The sequence below is a fragment of the Paraburkholderia pallida genome (genome assembly GCF_004524855.1).
GTDB classification, from domain to species: domain Bacteria; phylum Pseudomonadota; class Gammaproteobacteria; order Burkholderiales; family Burkholderiaceae; genus Paraburkholderia; species Paraburkholderia oxyphila.
The window spans coordinates 2,174,617-2,191,765 of sequence record NZ_CP038149.1; the positions used below are offsets into that span (position 1 = coordinate 2,174,617).

Here is a 17,149-nt window from a genome sequence, read left to right on the forward strand (position 1 = left end):
TCGTTTCGTGTGCAGGTTTCGCACTTGCACTCACGCTCGTTCACGACAACCCGCCGGGTTGGCCGCTCGCGAGACGGTCAATCTCCGCGCAACGACGCTTGCCGCACGATCGCGCGACAAGCGTCGTCACGCGAGTTCCGCCACAGGGCGGCACACCACGCTGCGCGTCGACGCCTGTCGCGATCCCGAGAATCGCCCGGCGCCATCGGGCTTCGCGCCAATTTGTCCACAAGGTTGTGAACAAAATCTGTGGATAAATCTCCCACTAGCCTCGCTTATCCACAGTTGCCATGCGTATCGTACGCGCGGCCCTTCCGCCCTTCCGCCTTTCCGACCATCTGACGTACCGCCAATTTCTCCCACGCCTATGATGGGGTCTCTTTCACTGCGCTTCGTGCGCGCTACCGGGGCAAACCGGGGAGGACACTGAGATGGCCTATCAAGTTGCGGTCGTGGTCGGCAGTCTGCGCAAGGCTTCGTTCAACCGCCAACTCGCGCATGCTGTGGCGTCGCTGGCGCCGGCCGATTTTTCGTTCGAGTTTCTCGACATCGGCGTGTTGCCGCTGTACAGCCAGGACTACGACGCCGACTACCCCGAGGTCGCGCGTCAATTCAAGCAGAAGATCGAGGCCGCCGATGCGTTGCTCTTCGTGACCCCCGAGTACAACCGCTCGATCCCCGGCGTGCTGAAGAATGCGATCGACTGGGGCTCGCGCCCGTGGGGCAAGAACTCGTGGAGCGGCAAGCCGGGTGCCGTGCTTGGCACGTCGCCGGGGGCCATCGGCACGGCGCTTGCGCAGGCGCACCTGCGCAACGTGCTCGCCTATCTCGACGTGCCGACGCTCGGCCAGCCCGAGATGTTCATCAAGCACGATGCCACGCGAATCAACGAAAAAGGCGAGATTGTGAACGACGATACGCGTAAGTTCCTGCAGGCGTTCGTCGACCGTTATGCCGATTGGATCAAGCGCCAGTTGGGTCGCTAGGCAACGGCCGCGGCGCGGCCGAGCCGGTGGGTCCGCGTCAGAGAGTAGCGGGGAGTGGCAGGGAGTGGCAGGGAGTGGATCGTGTCGCGGCGCTCACACTGAGTGCGCCGCGACACGCGCTGCGCACGCAATGTGGCGCGCGCAGGCGGCAGCTTCTTTAATGCAGCGTCGGACGCTGCCCGGTCACGGGCCGATCCGGCGCATCCGATGCACGGTGGTCGTGCGAGTCTTCTTCGTACTCGATGAATTCGTCTGGAATGCGCGGCGCGGCAGCACCCGCGGGTTGCGTCGCCTGCGGCGCGGCGGGTACGTCGACGTGCGCGCCGGCTGCCCTGCCCATCACAGCACCCGCGCCCGGCGCACTGGCCGATGCGAGCACGGTGGCCTCGGCCTCGTTCACCGGCCGCGCCGACTGGGCCGTGGCCTCGGTTGATGAGCGCGCAGACTCACCGGTGGCGCCAGGCCGAACCTCGTTCGCTTCGTCCTGCGCCGGTTGTGCCACGCGCCGGCGCATGGCGTCAGCCAGATTGGCGAGGCCGAGTTCATCGAGTGCCGAATGCTCGCGTGCAACGGGATCGGCGGCGTCCGTCGCGGCCCATGTCCAGTTGCCGCCGCGTACCGCGACTTCGAGTGCGTGCTCGCCGCGCAGCGTATTGCACGCGAGGTCCACGCGCGCTTCGTCGGCGACGCGCACGCCGATCAGCACATTGCCCGCCGGTGCTTCGGGTTTGGGCGGCGCGCCTGTATTCGCGCGTGCGTCGCCCGTCGTAGCGAAGAAGCTCGCGACGATCCGCTCGATGCCGGCCAGCACACCTGACTCGTGTACCGGCAATTCGATGTCGCTGGCAGGGAAGCCGCATTGCAGCAGCGCTTCCTGCGCATGCCGCGCCTTGTCGTAGGTCTCGAAGAGACCGGTCACGGTCTGTTTCATGGCTCGTTCCTCCTCATAGCCGTTCCCACATCCCGCAGACGGATACCGCAATCCGCGTGCCGCGAAGCTCGCTCATGCGTAACTCGCCGAGCGCACGGTGCACACCCGCCGGGTGCCCGCGTGCCATTTCGACCTACAGCGTCGCGTCCCGTTCCCGCCGCGCGCGCCCCTGGCGGTCGTGCTGGATCGCCTCCAGCATTTTCTCCAGCAGGGCGATGTCGAACGGCTTCGAGAGCACGCGCACGTCCACGCCGCGCGTGCGCTCCAGCTCTTCCGCGTAACCCGTGACGAGGATCACCGGCAAGCCGGGCTCACGCGCCTGCAGCGCTTCGGCGAGATCAATGCCGTTCATCGTGCCCGGCATGTGGATGTCCGAGAGCACGAGGTCGAAGTGCGGCGCATCGTCGTCGCTCGCGCGCGCGGCGCGGGCCGCGTCCACGAACGCCAGCGCGCTCGCCGCGTCGTTCGCGCAGGTGACGTGATGGCCCATCATCTGCAGCAGCGCTTCGGTGCCCGCCGCGACTTCGTCGTTGTCCTCGACGAGCAGCACGCTCAGCCCTTGCGGCGGATTCGTGCTGTGCTCGCGCGGCTCGGTCTCGCGCTGCGCGGCCGGCGCGGCGCTCGCGCGCGGCAGATAGAGATGCACCGAAGTGCCGGCGCCAATCGCGCTGTCGATCGCGGCAAGCCCGCCCGAGCGCTCGCAGAACGCGAAGACCTGCGGCAGCCCGAGCCCCGTGCCCATGCCCTTCGGCTTGGTCGTGTAGAGCGGCTCGAAGGCGCGCGCGAGCACGTCGGGCGGCATGCCGACGCCCGTGTCCTCCAGCGCGACGTGCACGAATTCGCCATCGAGCGGGAAGCCTTCGCCCGGCCGGAACGAGATATTGCGCGCCCGCACGGTGAAGCGTCCACCGTTGGGCATGGCGTCGCGCGCATTGACGGCGAGATTGATGAGCGCGAGCTCGAATTCGGCGACATCCACCCGCACGGGCCACACGGTTTCGTCGACGTCCATGACGAGCGCGACCTTCGCGCCGAGCGAGGCGCGCAGCAGCTCGCGCGACGCGGGCAGCCAGCGGCCGACGGGAATCGTCTCGTTGCGCAGCGGCTGCTTGCGTGCGACGCCGAGCAGCTGGCGCGTGAGCGACTGTCCGCTCTTCAGCGCGCGCTCGACGGCGGAGATTTCGCGCTCGAAGCCCGTCACGCCGCGCCGTCGCGCGATCTGCACGTTGGCCGAGACGATCATCAGCAGATTGTTGAAGTCGTGTGCGACGCTGCCGACGAGATTGCCGAGCGCCTCCATCTTGCGCGACTGCCGGTAGGCCGATTCGATCGAGCGGCGCATCGCGGCTTCGGCCTGCCAGCGCTCCCAGGCTTCCTCCTCGGCGGCGAGGCGGCGCAGCGAAAGCCAGATCACGCACCACAGCGCGATCGACGGCGTGAACATCGAGATGATCAGCACGCTCAGGTGCCGGTACCACGCGGACCAGATCGCCGAGGTGCGATAGAGGCAGGCGACGTAAACCGGATACGCGCCCACGCGCCGGAAGGCGACGATCGCGTTGTCACCGAGCAGCCGTGAATGCATGCGCACGACGCCCGCTTCCTTGCCCAGCGCGAGCGCGGCGGCGAGCGGCGAGTCCGCCGTGATGGCGGCCGGGGTGGAGGCGCCAGATGCGCCGGCGCTACTCGACGCCGTCGTGCTCGCCCCGATGGGAGAGCTGGCGCCATTGGATGCGGCGCTCGCCGAAGCCTGCGCGAGCGTCGCGCGAGGCGCGCGTGCACCCGGCGGCGGCTCGAACGCGAGTATCGCGCCGTCGCTGCGCACGAGGCCGAGCGCCATCGGCGAGTCGTCGCCCAGCAGCTCGCTGTAGAACTTGTCGAAGTAGCCAGGTCGCAGCGCGACCGAGACCAGCCCGGCGAACTGGCCCTCGGCGTCGTGGCGCGCGATGCCGGTGTTGAAGACCGTTTCGCCGCTCACCTGCCCTTGCATGACGCGCGAGACGTGGTCGAGCATGCGGCCGTCGCGGATGCCCACGAAGTCGTCGCGCGTGGCGATCGACACGCGCGGCGGCGGCGAATAGCGGCTGCTCGCGAGCAGTTCGCCGTCGCGGCCGAAGATCGAGACGGCTGCCACCTGCGGATAGCCGCCGCCGATCGCGTCGAGTTTCTCGTGGATCTGCGCCTCGTTCACGCGGATGCCGTCGTCGTCGAGATCCTCCACGCCATCGACGATGCGCGCATCAAGCGCATCGTTCATGTCGAACACCTTGAGCGCGTGCTCTTCCGCCACGCGCACGGTGCGCAGCGTGGCGTCGGTGGCGTCGGCCTCGCGCGTGCGCAAGTCGTTCCACGCCATCGTGGCGACATAGAGGCAGGGCAGCACGATCGCGGCCAGCAGCAGCGCGATCAGCGTGCGGCGGCGCACCGTGAAGTCGTGGCTGGGCGCCGCCGGAAACGGCACCTCGTCGGCGCGCGGCGGCGGCAGCGTGCGATCGTCGGGCCCTGCGGGCCGGTCGGGATTCATCGTAGGGATAAGGCTGAAGACGGCGGCGGACCTTCGACATGATAAACGACCGGGCTCGCGCTTCGGGCCGTTCGAGCTTTTGATGCGCATTCGATCCGCGCGGGCGATAGACGCGCCGGCCACGCAGGCGGCCATCGTGCGCCGCCGCAAAGCGGGTAAAAGTGCGCGCTACGGCGGGCAGGTAGAACGATTTCTCGCGGTGTTCCTGCGATTGCGCGACGTTCCGAGTAGCGCAAACGTACACGAAGGCATAATCGCCGGCCTTTAATTGGGGGATAGATTGTTTATTTCTTGAAATCGACAAAAACAAGTCGTTTTTGTTCGTCGAACGATTATCGACGAGTTGCATTTAGTTCAATTTGCTTCGAAAATCGCTGCCACGATAATTAACATGCGCAAAAATGGCCGTTGTCTGGCGCACAAAAGGCCGTGTTTTTCGGGGTGTCCTCAATCTGTAAGGCAAAGATAGCGGCCTAAAAAAGCAGCCGCTTCGCATCGGTCGGGCGCGCGTCGAGCCGTGCCATCGATTCAATCAGTCAGCCGACGGTTCCATGCAATACGCATAAAAATGCGCACGCACGCTAAAGAACTCGCGTTCGCAGCCGTTAATACGCCTTAACGCATTCCGTCCCACGCACATTCAATCTGCATAGCCATGTCCTTGCCCATCGTGATCGCCGACGACTCGCTGCTTGCCCGCAAGGTGCTCACGAAGGCGCTGCCCGAGGGCTGGGATGTCGAGATCTCCTACGCGTCGAACGGACAAGAAGCGCTGGCGTTGTATCGCGCCGGGCGTGCACCGGTCATGTTTCTCGACCTCACGATGCCTGACATGACGGGCTTTCAGGTGCTCGAAGCCATGCAGCACGAGGATCTGAACACGTTCGTGATCGTTGTTTCCGCCGACGTCCAGCCGCGCGCCCAGGAGCGCGCGCTCGCGCTCGGCGCGATGGCGTTCGTGCCCAAGCCGGTTACGCAGGAGGCGCTGCTACCCATCCTCAAGGAGTACGGGTTGTATGCCTGATCGAGTGTTCACGGAATTGCAGCGCGACGCGCTCCAGGAGATCGCCAATCTCGGCATGGGCCAGGCCGCGACGCGGCTGTCGGGGCTCCTCAACGCCTTCATCGAACTCTCGGTGCCGCGGGTGCGCGTGGTCGCCGTGAGCGAGGCGGCGCTGGCGCTGCGCGAGATGACCGGCATCGACGGTCCGGTCACGGCGGTGCGCCAGGGCTTTCGCTCCGAGATCAAGGGCGAGGCGCTCGTGATCTGCCGCAGCGGCGAGATCGACGAGCTGGGCGCGCTGATCGGCGGTCCGTATGCGCACGCCACGCGCGACGCGCTCACGGAGCAGGAGCTGATCTTCGACGTGGCCAACGTGCTCTCGGGCGCGTGCGTCTCGTCGATGCTCGATCAGCTCGGGCGCATGCCGGTGTTCTCGCAGCCGGGGCTGCTGGGCGCAGCCATCATGCTCGACGAGGTGTTCCAGCCCGGCATGCTCGCCTGGGATCTCGCGCTCCTCGTGGAAGTCAACTTCGCGCTGGAGGACCAGCGCTTTCGTGCCCATCTGGTCATGCTGATGGCCGAGGAATCGATCCATCACGTGAGCCGCGCCATCGACGCGTTGCTGCACAGCCTATGAATACCCGTGACCTGCCGGCCCCGCCGCCGTCGACGCCCGCCATGCCCGCCATGCCGCTCTCGCTCTCGGACCTCGTCGTGGAGCGCGTGGGCTTTGGCATCTTCGTGCTCGACCGCGACATGAACGTGCTGATGTGGAACCGCTTCATGCAGGACCACAGCGGCGTGGCGGCCGCCGACGTGATCGGCCGCCCGGTCTTCGAGCGCTTTCCCGACCTGCCGCGCGCCTGGCTCACGCGCAAGGTCGAGAGCGTGTTCCAACTCGGCAGCTTCGCGTTCAGCTCGTGGGAGCAGCGGCCCTACCTGTTCCGCTTCGACCACGATCGTCCCATCACGGGCGGCGTGGACTACATGCAGCAGGACTGCACATTCATGCCGCTCATGCGCGAGCGCGAGGTGATCGCCGTGTGCGTGACCGTCTCCGATGTCACGCATGTGAGCGTCATGCAGCGCGAGCGCGAGGACGCCGTGGCGCGGCTGCGCGAATACGCCGACCGCGACGGCCTCACGGGCATTGCGAACCGGCGCTTTTTCGAAGGGCGGCTCGCCGACGAATTCGCGCGCTGGCAGCGCTATGGCGGCGAGATGTCGGTGCTGCTCTTCGATCTGGACCACTTCAAGAAGATCAACGACGAATTCGGCCACGTCGCCGGCGACACGGTGCTGCGCGCGATGGCGCAGCGCGTGGCGCAGGTGGTGCGCAAGCAGGACGTGTTCGGGCGCTTCGGTGGCGAGGAGTTTGCGCTGCTGTTGCCGTGCACGACGCTCGACGACGCGCTGCACGTGGCCGAGAAGATCCGTCACACGATCGGCGACGCGCCCGTGGAGGTGCAGGGCGTGGTCGTGCCCGTGACGGCGAGCGTGGGCGCCGCCGCCGCGCGGCCCGGCGCACCCGATTATGAGGTCATGATCAGCGAAGCCGATGCGGCGCTCTACCGGGCCAAGCGCCAGGGGCGCAACCGCTGCGTCGCGCTGGTTCACGAGCTTTCCTGATTTTTTGGTCGTAGATAGTCGAAAATCACCGCAATTTCATGTGGTTTGATGCAATTTGCATCATGCGATCACCCGTGTGATTGCGCTTCTCCTCGCGCGGCGCCAGCGCCGGGTCCAGACCCTCGCCTTTTCCCGCTCTGTCCCCCGCCGCCGCTGACTGGGCCGCGACTGCGGCGGCCGGCAAAGGTTGCTATACTTTTGCCCGTTTCCGGCCTCGGACCCTGAACGGTGTTCCGGCAGGTCCGGTGCCTCGCGCGTGTCCGCGCGCGCGGGCGACCCGCGGCATGCGGGCCCGAATATCTGAAAAGCCCCGTCGAGGGCGACCCCAGCGGAGAAGCGTCTTGGCCGTTTCCAACCTCGTCGTGGACGATACACATCAAACCGACGCCGCCGCCGCTTCGTCGGGCAGCTCGTTTTATCTGGCGATGCGGATCCTGCCTGCTGCGCAGCGCGACGCCATGTATCAGGTCTACGCCTTTTGCCGCGCTGTCGACGACATCGCGGACAGCGACCTGCCGCGCGCCGAGCGTGCGGCGGGGCTCGAGCAATGGCGCGCCGACATCGACGCGTGCTATGCCGGCACGCCGCGCGCCTCGCTCGCGGCGCTCACGCGCCACATCCATACGTTCGGGCTCGCGCGCGAGGACTTTCACGCGATGATCGACGGCATGGCCATGGACGCCGCCGAGGACATCTGTGCACCCGACGAGGCCACGCTCGACCTCTACTGCGACCGCGTCGCGAGCGCGGCGGGCCGCCTGTCGGTGAGGATTTTCGGGATGGACGAGGAGCCCGGCCGCCTGCTCTCGCATCACCTCGGGCGCGCGCTGCAGCTCACGAACATCCTGCGCGACATCGACGAGGACGCGGACATCAAGCGCTGCTACCTGCCGCGCGAGTTGCTCGCGCGCGAGGGCATCGCGGCGTCGGATCCGCACGACATCGCCGCCGATCCGTCGCTGCCGCGCGTCTGCGCGACGCTCGTGAAGCGCGCGCTCGGCCACTTCGCCGAAGCCGACGCCATCATGGACCGCACGCCGCGCGCGCAGGTCAAGGCGCCGCGCATCATGTCGGGCGTGTACCGCGTGCTGCTCGAGCGCACCGTCGAGCGCGGCTTCGACCTGCCGCGCACCAAGGTCGTCAAGCCGCGCGCGCGGCTCATGTGGATCGTCGCGCGCTACGCGATCTTCTGATGCCCCGGCTCGTCCACGTGATCGGCGCGGGGCTTGCGGGCCTCGCGGCGGCCATCCGGCTGCAGCGGCGCGGGGTCCAGGTCGCGCTGCACGAGGCAGCCTCGCAGGCAGGTGGGCGGTGCCGTTCGTACTATGACCGCACGCTCGCGGCCACGCTCGACAGCGGCAATCATCTCGTGCTGGCGGGCCATGAAGCCACGCTCGATTACGTGCGCACGATCGGCGCCGCCGACGAGCTCGCGGGACCGGCCGAGCCGGCCTTCGCGTTCATGGACCTCGCGGCGCGCTCGCGCTGGACCGTGCGCTTTTCGCGCTCGCGCGTGCCGTTCTGGATCGGCGACGCCAACGCGCGTGTGCCGGGCACGAAGGTGTCGGACTATCTCGCGCTGCTGCCGCTCCTGTTCGCCAAGCCCGGCCGCACGATGGCGCAGACCATGCGCTGCGACGGCCTGCTCTGGGAGCGCCTGCTGCGCCCGCTCTTTCTCGCGGCGCTCAACGTCGAGCCGCGCGAGGCCAGCGCGGAGCTGGCCGCCACGCTGCTGCGCGACGTGCTGTCCGCGGGCGGCGAGGCGTTCCGGCCGCTGGTGGCGCGCAACGGCCTGTCGAGCGCGTTCGTCGATCCGGCGCTGCGCATGCTCCAGCACGGCGGCGCGGCAATCCGGCTCGATTCGCGCCTGAACGAGATCGTGTACGACGATGCGGCGGCCCGCGCCGTCGCACTCGATTTCGAGAGTGGCCGCGTCGCATTGGGCGCCGATGAAGCCGTCGTGCTGGCGGTGCCGGCCGCCGCCGCCGCCACGCTCGTGCCGGCGCTGCAGACGCCGCAGCGCCACACGGCCGTCGTCACGGTGCACTTCGCCGTGGCGCCGCCGCCGGGACTGACCACGCCGATGGCGCTGGTGGGCGGCACGGCCGATTGGCTGTTCGCGGGCGCCGGCCGCATTTCGGCGACGATCCACGACGCCGCCGCCGTCCGCATGTTCAATGCGTTCGATGCGCTCGATACGGGCGCATCCGAGGCGCTTGCGCGGCGCGTCTGGGCCGACGTGGCGGGCGCGGCGTCGCTGCCGCCCGAGCCGCTGCCCGCATGGCAGATCGCGCGCGAAGCGTGCGCGACCTTCGCGGCCGTACCGCAAGAAGAGCTGCGCCGCCCGGCGGCGCGCACCCGCTGGACCAACTTGACGCTCGCAGGCGATTGGACCGCCACCGGCCTGCCTGCGACGATCGAAGGGGCAATCCGCTCGGGCCGCAAGGCCGCGGATCTGCTTTAAGTCTTAAAAATCAGGATGTACCGATGAACGATCTTTCAGAGGCCATGCCGGCCGACGACCTCGCGAACGCGCTCGGCGCGGCGCCGACGCTCGACAACGCGAGCGCGCTTTTGCGCGCCGCGGCGCCCGCCGACGTGAGCGACGCGCTCGATGCCGCCGTCATGCGCGCGACCGACGCGATCCTCGCCGACCAGCGCGCCGATGGCCACTGGGTCTACGAGCTCGAAGCCGACGCCACGATCCCCGCCGAATACGTGCTGCTCGTCCACTACCTGGGCGAGGAGGCGAACCTCGAGCTCGAGGGGAAGATCGCGCGCTACCTGCGCCGCATCCAGCTGCCCGGCGGCGGCTGGCCGCTCTTCACCGACGGCGCGATGGACGTGAGCGCGAGCATCAAGGCTTACTTCGCACTCAAGATGATCGGCGATGCCGAAGATGCCGAGCACATGGTGCGTGCGCGCGAGGCGATCCTCGCGGCGGGCGGCGCTGAAAAGGCCAACGTGTTCACGCGCATCCTGCTCGCGCTGTACGGCGTGGTCAGCTGGTACGCGGCGCCCATGATGCCGGTCGAGATCATGCTGCTGCCCAAGTGGTTCCCGTTCCATCTCTCGAAGGTCTCGTACTGGGCGCGCACCGTGATCGTGCCGCTGCTGGTGCTGGGCGCCAGGCGCCCGGTGGCGAAGAACCCGCGCGGCGTGCGCATCGACGAGCTGTTCCGCGGCGCGCCCGTCACCGTGGGTCTGAACGAGCGCTCGCCGCACCAGAGCAAGGGCTGGTTCGGCTTCTTCCGCGCCGTGGACGGCGTGCTGCGCATCACCGATCCGTTGTTCCCGGCGTATCTGCGCCAGCGCGCGATCGACGCGGCGGTGGCGTTCGTCGACGAACGCCTGAACGGCGAAGACGGCCTCGGCGCCATTTTCCCGGCCATGGCCAACGCCGTGATGATGTACGAGGTGCTCGGCTACCCCGCCGATCATCCGCATCGCGCGATCGCGCGCCAGTCGCTGGAAAAGCTCGTGACGGTCCACGCCGAGGAAGCGTACGTCCAGCCGTGCCTCTCGCCGGTGTGGGACACCTCGCTCGCCGCGCACGCGCTGATCGAAACGGGCGATGCGCGCGCACACGAAGCGGCGCGGCGCGGCCTCGACTGGCTGCGCCCGCTGCAGATTCTCGACGTGCGCGGCGACTGGATCTCGCGCCGTCCCGACGTGCGTTCGGGCGGCTGGGCATTCCAGTACGCGAATCCGCACTACCCCGACGTCGACGATACGGCTGTGGTCGTGGCGGCGATGCGCCGCGTCGACCAGATCGACAACACCAGCGACTACGACGAGCCCATTGCGCGCGCACGCGAATGGGTGGTCGGCATGCAGAGCAGCAACGGCGGCTGGGGCGCGTTCGAGCCCGAGAACACGCACGAGTACCTGAACAGCATCCCGTTCTCCGATCACGGCGCACTGCTCGATCCGCCGACGGCCGACGTCTCGGGCCGCTGCCTCTCGATGCTCGCGCAGCTCGACGAGCTGCCGGTGGCGAGCGAGCCGGCGCGGCGTGCCTACAACTACATCCTCGCCGAGCAGGAAGCGGATGGCAGCTGGTACGGCCGCTGGGGCATGAACTACATCTACGGCACGTGGACGGCGCTCAGCGCGCTGAACGCGGCGGGCCTCGAGCACGCGGATTCGCGCATGAAGCGCGCGGCGCAGTGGCTCATCGCCATCCAGAACGACGATGGCGGCTGGGGCGAGGACGGCACCAGCTACAAGCTCGAGTACCGCGGCTACGAGCGCGCAGCGAGCACGGCGTCGCAGACGGCGTGGGCGCTGCTCGGCCTGATGGCGGCGGGCGAGGTGAACCATCCGGCGGTGGCGCGCGGCGTCGCCTGGCTACAGGCCACGCAGCGCGAGCATGGGCTCTGGGACGAAACGCGCTTCACGGCCACGGGCTTCCCGCGCGTGTTCTATCTGCGCTACCACGGCTATCGCAAGTTCTTCCCGCTGTGGGCGCTCGCGCGCTACCGCAACCTCAAGCGCGACGGCATTACGCACGTCCGCGTCGGTCTGTGACGATGGCGGTTGCCTCTGCCACCCCCGCCGCTGCACGCCCACGCGCCATGAATGGCACGCTGCCCGTGATCGCCGTGACCGGCATGGCCTTCGAGGCGAGCATCGCGGCGGGCAAGGGCGCCGACGGCATCGAGGCGGTCTACGCCGCGCGCGCCGACCTGCTCGAACGCGCGCTCGCGGCCGCGCTCGATCGCGGCGCCTCGGGCGTGATCAGCTTCGGCACGGCGGGCGGCCTCGGGCCGGACCTCGAGCCGGGCACGCTCATCATCGCCAGTGCCGTGGACGGCCCGTTTGGCCGCGTCGCCTGCGATGCGGCCTGGAGCGAGCGCATGGCCACGGCCTTGCTCGACTCGCCGCTGGCCGCGCGGACGCGGCGCGGCGTGGAAGCCGCCGTGGCTGCGCCGCTCACCGGCGCGGCGGACAAGGCGGCGCTGCACCAGTCGAGCGGCGGCGCGCTGGCCGTCGACATGGAGTCGCATCTGGCGGCTGCTGCAGCCGCTGCACGCGGCCTGCCGTTCGTGGTCTGCCGCGCGGTGGTGGATCCGGCCTGGCGCAGCCTGCCGAAGGCGGCAATGGCGGGCCTGCGCGATGACGGCTCTACCGCCGTCCTGCCGATCCTGCGCGAACTCGCGCGCGACCCGCTGCAACTGGGCGGCCTGCTGCGCGTGGCCGCCGACGCGGGCGCGGCGCGCAAGGCGCTGACGGCCGCGCGGCGCGTGCTCACTGCATCTGGCGCTTTTTTCCCTGGATGATCCGGCAGTTTGTCGGAGCGGCTATTGCAATAGCTGGGGAAAACCCTATATCTGGTAACATACTAAGTGTTAACCCTAGGTCTGTGTTTGGGATCTGGGGGCAGAGCATGTGCAGGAGTTACCAGCCATGAATTTTCATACCCGCAAGTGGGTCAAGCCCGAAGACCTCAATCCCAACGGCACGCTGTTCGGCGGCAGCCTGCTGCGCTGGATCGACGAAGAAGCGGCCATTTACGCGATTTGCCAGCTCGATAACCAGCGCGTCGTGACCAAGCTGATCTCGGAGGTGAACTTCGTGAGCTCGGCGCGTCAGGGCGACATCATCGAGCTGGGCATGAAGGCGACGCACTTTGGCCGCACGTCGATCACGCTGCGCTGCGAAGTGCGCAACAAGGTCACGCGCAAGAGCATCCTGACGATCGAAAAGATGGTGTTCGTGAACCTCGGTGCGGATGGCAAGCCGGCGCCGCACGGGCGTGAGCAGATCCGTTACGCCGATGAGGCATACGAGCGCTATCGCCAGACGGTGCAGTCGGCGGCTGACGCCACGGCGATGGCGGCGGCGAACGAAGCCGAGCGCGAGGCGGAGCACGACGAGGAAGCAGTGCATTGAGTTGAATGGCACTGCGCCTTGAAAAGAAAAACCCGGCAGGCTTGTGGCCTGCCGGGTTTTTTGTTGCTGCGTCTTGAATGTCGCGATGCTCAACCGGTGTTCGTCTCGCTGCGGTGTCGCGGAATCTCGGGCATATCGCGCACCGTTCCTCCGAGCGCGGCCAGGCGCTTTGCCGCCTGAACCCGAACGAAAGTCCGGAGAGCCGTGTGGATCAGTTCAGCTTTATCCATGCCGGGCTCGGCGAACTCAAGCGCTTGCTCATACAACGCATCGTCGATAGTGACGGTCGTCTTCAAGGCAAGGCTCCCAACTTGATGCCGGCGCCGCCCGCTCACTGGCGGCGCCAACGTGACGCGCGTATCAGGGCGCCGATGCAGGCTGCGCAGGCGCCGCCGCCGCGCCTGGTGCCGAAGCGGCCGCGGGCGCCGTGGCCGAAGCCGCTACGGGCGCCGAAGCCGATTGCGCGGCAGCCGCAGCGGAAGCCGGTTGCGCGGCCGCTGCAGCACCGCTCGCCGCCGTTGCACCGGCAGCACCGCCAGCCGCACCCGACGCTTCACCCGGATCTTCGTAGTTCGGCAGCCCGTTGTTCGAGCCACCGGACCCGCCAGATCCACCCGATCCACCGGGTGCGCCCGCACCGCCCGACTCACCCGGATCCTCGTAATTCGGCAATCCGCTGTTCGACTTGCCGGCCGCTCCCGCAGCCCCAGCCGCCCCAGCCGCCCCAGCCGCCCCCGCCCCGCCCGACGTGCCCTCGTCGGCGCCCGGTTCTTCGTAATTCGGCGGCGGCGCATTGTTGTTCTGCGAGCCGCGAATCAGCGATTCGCGCTGCTGGCGGTACGCGTCGCGCACGAACGAATATGGGTCGAGCGCCGCCTGCTTGAGGAGGTCGGTGGCGCCGAGCAGGTCAGCGCGCGCGCTCACGAACTGCGCGAGATACAGCGGGTTGCGCACCGCGGGCTCGATGTAGTTGATGACGTTGAACTTCACGTCCACGCCCATGCCGATGCCGTCGCGAACGTCGCTCGGCCCGAACAGCGGCAGCACGAGGTAGGGGCCGGCCGGCACGCCGTAGTGGCCCATCGTCAGGCCGAAGTCCTGATGGTGCTTCGGTAGCCCGGCGAGCGTGGCGAAGTCGATCAGGCCGCCCAGACCGAAGGTCGAGTTCATCGCGAGACGCATGAGGTCTTCGGTGGCGTCGGTGATCTTCAACTGCAGCAGGTTGTTGGCGAAGTTGCTGACGTCGCCGAGGTTCGAGAAGAAGTTCGTGATCGCCTGGCGCAGCGGCTGCGGCGTGACCTTCTGGTAGCCCTTCGCGATCGGCTGCGCGATGTAGGTATCGAGTTTGTCGTTGAACTTGAAGATCGCGCGATTCGCGGGCTCGAATGGGTCGCCCGGCTTGCGCTCGGGTCCCGTGGCGCAGCCCGACGTCACGAGGAGCGCCAGGCTCGCCGCCGCCATGGTCAGCGCGGCTTGTTTTTTAATCATTGATCGATCCCCTGGATTTGCGATCGTGCGCGTTTTGCGCGCGGCTTGCCCATCAGCACAGGCTGGAAGACCACCGCGCCGATCAGTGTACAGAACAAGGACAGTGCGAGCAGCTTGCCCATGCTCGAGGTGCCCGGATGATGCGAAAGCCACAGGCTGCCGAACGCCGTGGCCGTGGTGGCGGCCGAGAACAGCACCGCATGCGTGAGGCTCGAATGCAGGAGGCCGGTCTGCCCCGCGCGCCAGGCCATCACGAAATAGATTTTGAACGCCACGCCCACGCCCAGCATCAGGGGAAGCGCGATGATGTTGGCGAAATTGAGCTGGATACCGAACACAACGCACAACTCGAGCGTCACGAGCGCCGATACCAGCAGCGGAATCAGCGTGCGCAGCACGTCGCCGAAATGGCGCAGCGTGATCCACAGCAGTGCCGTGATGAGCAGCACCGACCAGCCCGCCGCCTGGAAGAACGCGAGGATGATCACGTTGGCCGAATGCAGGATCGAGATCGGGCCGCCGATCGCGTTCGGCTCGGCCTTTTTCACCGCGTGCGCGAAGCGCGCGAGCATCACGTCGTCGTTGGGATCGACGCCCGCCGGCACGCGCGGCGCGATATCCACGATCGCCTGGCCCGTGATGGGCGAGACCCAGTCGTCCACCATGGCGCGCGGCAGGTTCTCGCGCGTAATCGGCGAGGGCTGCAGCAGCCGCGCGAGCTGGGCGAAGGCGAGCCTGAGCGGCTGGCTGAAGGCCGCTTCGGCGCGATCGCGCATGGCGGCGTTCGCGTTGGCGAGCTTCATGAGGCTGTCGGAGAGGTGTTTCGCCTCGGCGGCGCCCGGCCCCGGGTGATCGCCTGCCGCGAGCGCGAGCTGGTTGGCCGCGCGCTTGAGGATGTCCACGCGCACGGCGTCGGTGACGGGCGCGGACGGTTGCTGCGTGAGCGCGGGCAGCAATTGCTGCGCGGCGCTCGCGATCAGCATGAGCTTTTGCTGCTGGTCGTCCGGGATCAGCGCGCTGAGCGTGGTGGCGCGGCCCACTTCGGGCAGTTTGGCGAGCTTCTCGGCGATCTTGTCGGCTTCGGCGAGGTTGGGCGCAAGCACGCTCACGTCGTTGATCGAGATGACCGGCGAGTTCTTGAGCGCGATGAGCGTCGCCATCGACTCGGTATGCGGATCCTTCAGGTGCAGCGGATTGAAGTCGAAGCGCAGATGCAGCAGCAGCGGCGTCGCGCCCAGCACCACGATGAGCGTGCTGATCAGCACCGGCTTGCGATGTTCGGCGAGCCACTTGTCCACGGGCGCGAGGAATGCGAAGCCGGGCGAGGCGCGCTCGCCCTTGGGCTTGAACACGCGGATGAGCGCGGGCAGCACCGTCATGTCCGCGAAGTACGCGACGAACATCCCCACGCCGGCGATCTGGCCGAGCTCGGAGAGGCCCTTGTAGGCGGTGGGCAGGAACGAAAAGAAACTTTCGGCGACGGCGATGGCGGCCAGCGTGAGCGGCACGCCGATGGTGCGCGCGGTCTTCAGGAGCGCGGCGTCGAGGCGGTCGTCCTCGAAGCGCTCCTCGCGGTACTTCACGCCGAACTGCACCCCGAAGTCCACGCCGAGCCCGACGAACAGCACCATGAATGCGACTGACAGCATGTTCAGCGAGCCGATCATCATGAGGCCGAGCGCGGCGGTGATGACGAGGCCAATCACGAGCGTGATGAGCACGGCGGCGATCAGGCGGCCCGAGCGCAGCGCGAGCCAGAGGATCACGAGCACGACGATGGCCGTGATGGCGCCGTTGAGCGCGGCGCCGTCCTGCACCGAGGCGAACTCCTCGTCGGCGAGCGGCTGCTCGCCGGTCAGGCGCACGCGCGCGCCGAATTCGCTGTCCAGATGCAGTGAAGCGGCCGTGTCGCGGATCGCCTGCGAGGCGCTTGCCCCGGCTTTGAGCGCCGCGAAGTTCAGCACCGGCTGAACCGTCACGAACGCGAAGGCGGGCTTCGCGGCGGCATCCTTGTCGACGAGCGCGCGCCACGAGAACGCGGCCGGCTTGCCGGCGAGCACCTGGTCGACCACGTCGGCGGCGTTGCCGAGCAGCGAGGCCATTTGCGGCAGCTTCACCTGGCCGATCGTGAGCGGCAGCTGCAGCGTGGTCGTGAGCGTGCCGGCGAGGCCTGCTAGGCTAGGATCCTTCGCGAGCTGGTTCACGAGCGGGCGCGCCTGCACGAGCTGGCCCGTGGTGGAGAGCACCGTCTGGGTGGACGGGAACAGCAGCCCGTTGTGCTCGAAGAACGGCCCGCCCGCGGGCTGCGAAACGGCGCTGAATTCGCGCGTATCCCGCTTGAGGGCTTCGGCGAGCTTGTCGGCGGCGGCGTCGGCGAGCTCGGGCGCCTGCGCCTCGACCACCACGAGCAGCGACGAGCTGCCGTTCGGAAACGCCTTGTCCTTGGCGTCGCCGAGCGCGGCCCATTCGCCCTTGTTTTCGACGAGGCCGCTCACGTCGGTGTTGATCTTGAAATGCTTCACGACGTACACGCCGCTCAACGCGGCGAGAACGAGCGCGAATGCGATGACCCACGCCGCGCGGCGTACCGACCAGGCGACGAGGTGAATGATGAATGGCTTCAGCATAAAGGCGAGGAGGCCTTGTTAATTGACTGTTCTTGATGTGAAGCGCTCAAGTATACCGGCCTCGCA

Annotated in this window: 14 protein-coding genes; 9 read left to right on the forward strand and 5 right to left on the reverse strand. The window is 67.9% G+C overall.

The window, feature by feature from the left end; all coding sequences use genetic code 11:
- Positions 1–431: 431 nt before the first annotated feature.
- Positions 432–986: an NADPH-dependent FMN reductase gene (locus tag E1956_RS24860; protein ID WP_134753816.1), complete on the forward strand. Its 555-nt coding sequence runs from the start codon at positions 432–434 to the stop codon at positions 984–986.
- Positions 987–1,143: 157 nt separating this feature from the next.
- Here the strand turns inward: E1956_RS24860 and E1956_RS24865 are convergent, their stop codons facing one another.
- Positions 1,144–1,917: a hypothetical protein gene (locus tag E1956_RS24865; RefSeq protein WP_134753818.1), complete on the reverse strand. Its 774-nt coding sequence runs from the start codon at positions 1,915–1,917 to the stop codon at positions 1,144–1,146.
- A gap of 133 nt (positions 1,918–2,050) precedes the next feature.
- On the reverse strand, positions 2,051–4,441 hold the full coding sequence (locus E1956_RS24870; protein ID WP_134753820.1) for a response regulator: 2,391 nt from the start codon (positions 4,439–4,441) through the stop codon (positions 2,051–2,053).
- 655 nt (positions 4,442–5,096) lie between these two features.
- Here E1956_RS24870 and E1956_RS24875 point away from each other — a divergent pair.
- From E1956_RS24875 to E1956_RS24910, 8 genes are all read left to right on the forward strand, one after another.
- Positions 5,097–5,465 carry a response regulator gene (locus E1956_RS24875; protein WP_134753822.1) on the forward strand — a complete coding sequence of 123 codons (369 nt, stop codon included), beginning with the start codon at positions 5,097–5,099 and terminating at the stop codon, positions 5,463–5,465.
- On the forward strand, positions 5,458–6,081 hold the full coding sequence (locus tag E1956_RS24880; protein WP_134753824.1) for a chemotaxis protein CheC: 624 nt from the start codon (positions 5,458–5,460) through the stop codon (positions 6,079–6,081). The genes E1956_RS24875 and E1956_RS24880 overlap by 8 nt, the downstream gene beginning before the upstream one ends.
- A gap of 41 nt (positions 6,082–6,122) precedes the next feature.
- Entirely contained in the window at positions 6,123–7,073 is a 951-nt protein-coding gene (locus E1956_RS24885; RefSeq protein WP_167760132.1) for a GGDEF domain-containing protein, read from the forward strand.
- A 341-nt stretch (positions 7,074–7,414) separates the two neighbouring features.
- On the forward strand, positions 7,415–8,266 hold the full coding sequence (gene hpnD / locus E1956_RS24890; RefSeq protein ID WP_134753826.1) for a presqualene diphosphate synthase HpnD: 852 nt from the start codon (positions 7,415–7,417) through the stop codon (positions 8,264–8,266).
- Positions 8,266–9,537 carry a hydroxysqualene dehydroxylase HpnE gene (hpnE, locus tag E1956_RS24895; protein ID WP_134753828.1) on the forward strand — a complete coding sequence of 424 codons (1,272 nt, stop codon included), beginning with the start codon at positions 8,266–8,268 and terminating at the stop codon, positions 9,535–9,537. The genes hpnD and hpnE overlap by 1 nt, the downstream gene beginning before the upstream one ends.
- A 23-nt stretch (positions 9,538–9,560) precedes the next feature.
- A complete protein-coding gene (gene shc, locus E1956_RS24900) occupies positions 9,561–11,603 on the forward strand; it encodes a squalene--hopene cyclase (protein WP_134753830.1) in 2,043 nt (680 codons plus the stop codon).
- Positions 11,604–11,650: 47 nt separating this feature from the next.
- Positions 11,651–12,355 (forward strand): phosphorylase, encoded by a 705-nt coding sequence (locus E1956_RS24905; RefSeq protein WP_232071601.1) that lies wholly within the window; start codon positions 11,651–11,653, stop codon positions 12,353–12,355.
- 127 nt (positions 12,356–12,482) lie between these two features.
- Positions 12,483–12,968, forward strand: coding sequence for an acyl-CoA thioesterase (locus E1956_RS24910; protein ID WP_134753833.1), 486 nt, complete (start codon positions 12,483–12,485; stop codon positions 12,966–12,968).
- 89 nt (positions 12,969–13,057) lie between these two features.
- Here E1956_RS24910 and E1956_RS24915 read toward each other — a convergent pair whose 3' ends face one another.
- The 3 genes from E1956_RS24915 to hpnN form a co-directional block, all read right to left on the reverse strand.
- Positions 13,058–13,264, reverse strand: coding sequence for a type II toxin-antitoxin system VapB family antitoxin (locus tag E1956_RS24915; protein WP_134753835.1), 207 nt, complete (start codon positions 13,262–13,264; stop codon positions 13,058–13,060).
- A 64-nt stretch (positions 13,265–13,328) separates the two neighbouring features.
- On the reverse strand, positions 13,329–14,456 hold the full coding sequence (locus tag E1956_RS24920; protein WP_232071603.1) for an MlaA family lipoprotein: 1,128 nt from the start codon (positions 14,454–14,456) through the stop codon (positions 13,329–13,331).
- The gene (hpnN, locus tag E1956_RS24925) at positions 14,453–17,083 is read right to left on the reverse strand and encodes a hopanoid transporter HpnN (protein ID WP_134753837.1); all 2,631 of its coding nucleotides are present in this window, start codon (positions 17,081–17,083) and stop codon (positions 14,453–14,455) included. The genes E1956_RS24920 and hpnN overlap by 4 nt, the downstream gene beginning before the upstream one ends.
- Between the last annotated feature and the right edge of the window lie 66 nt (positions 17,084–17,149).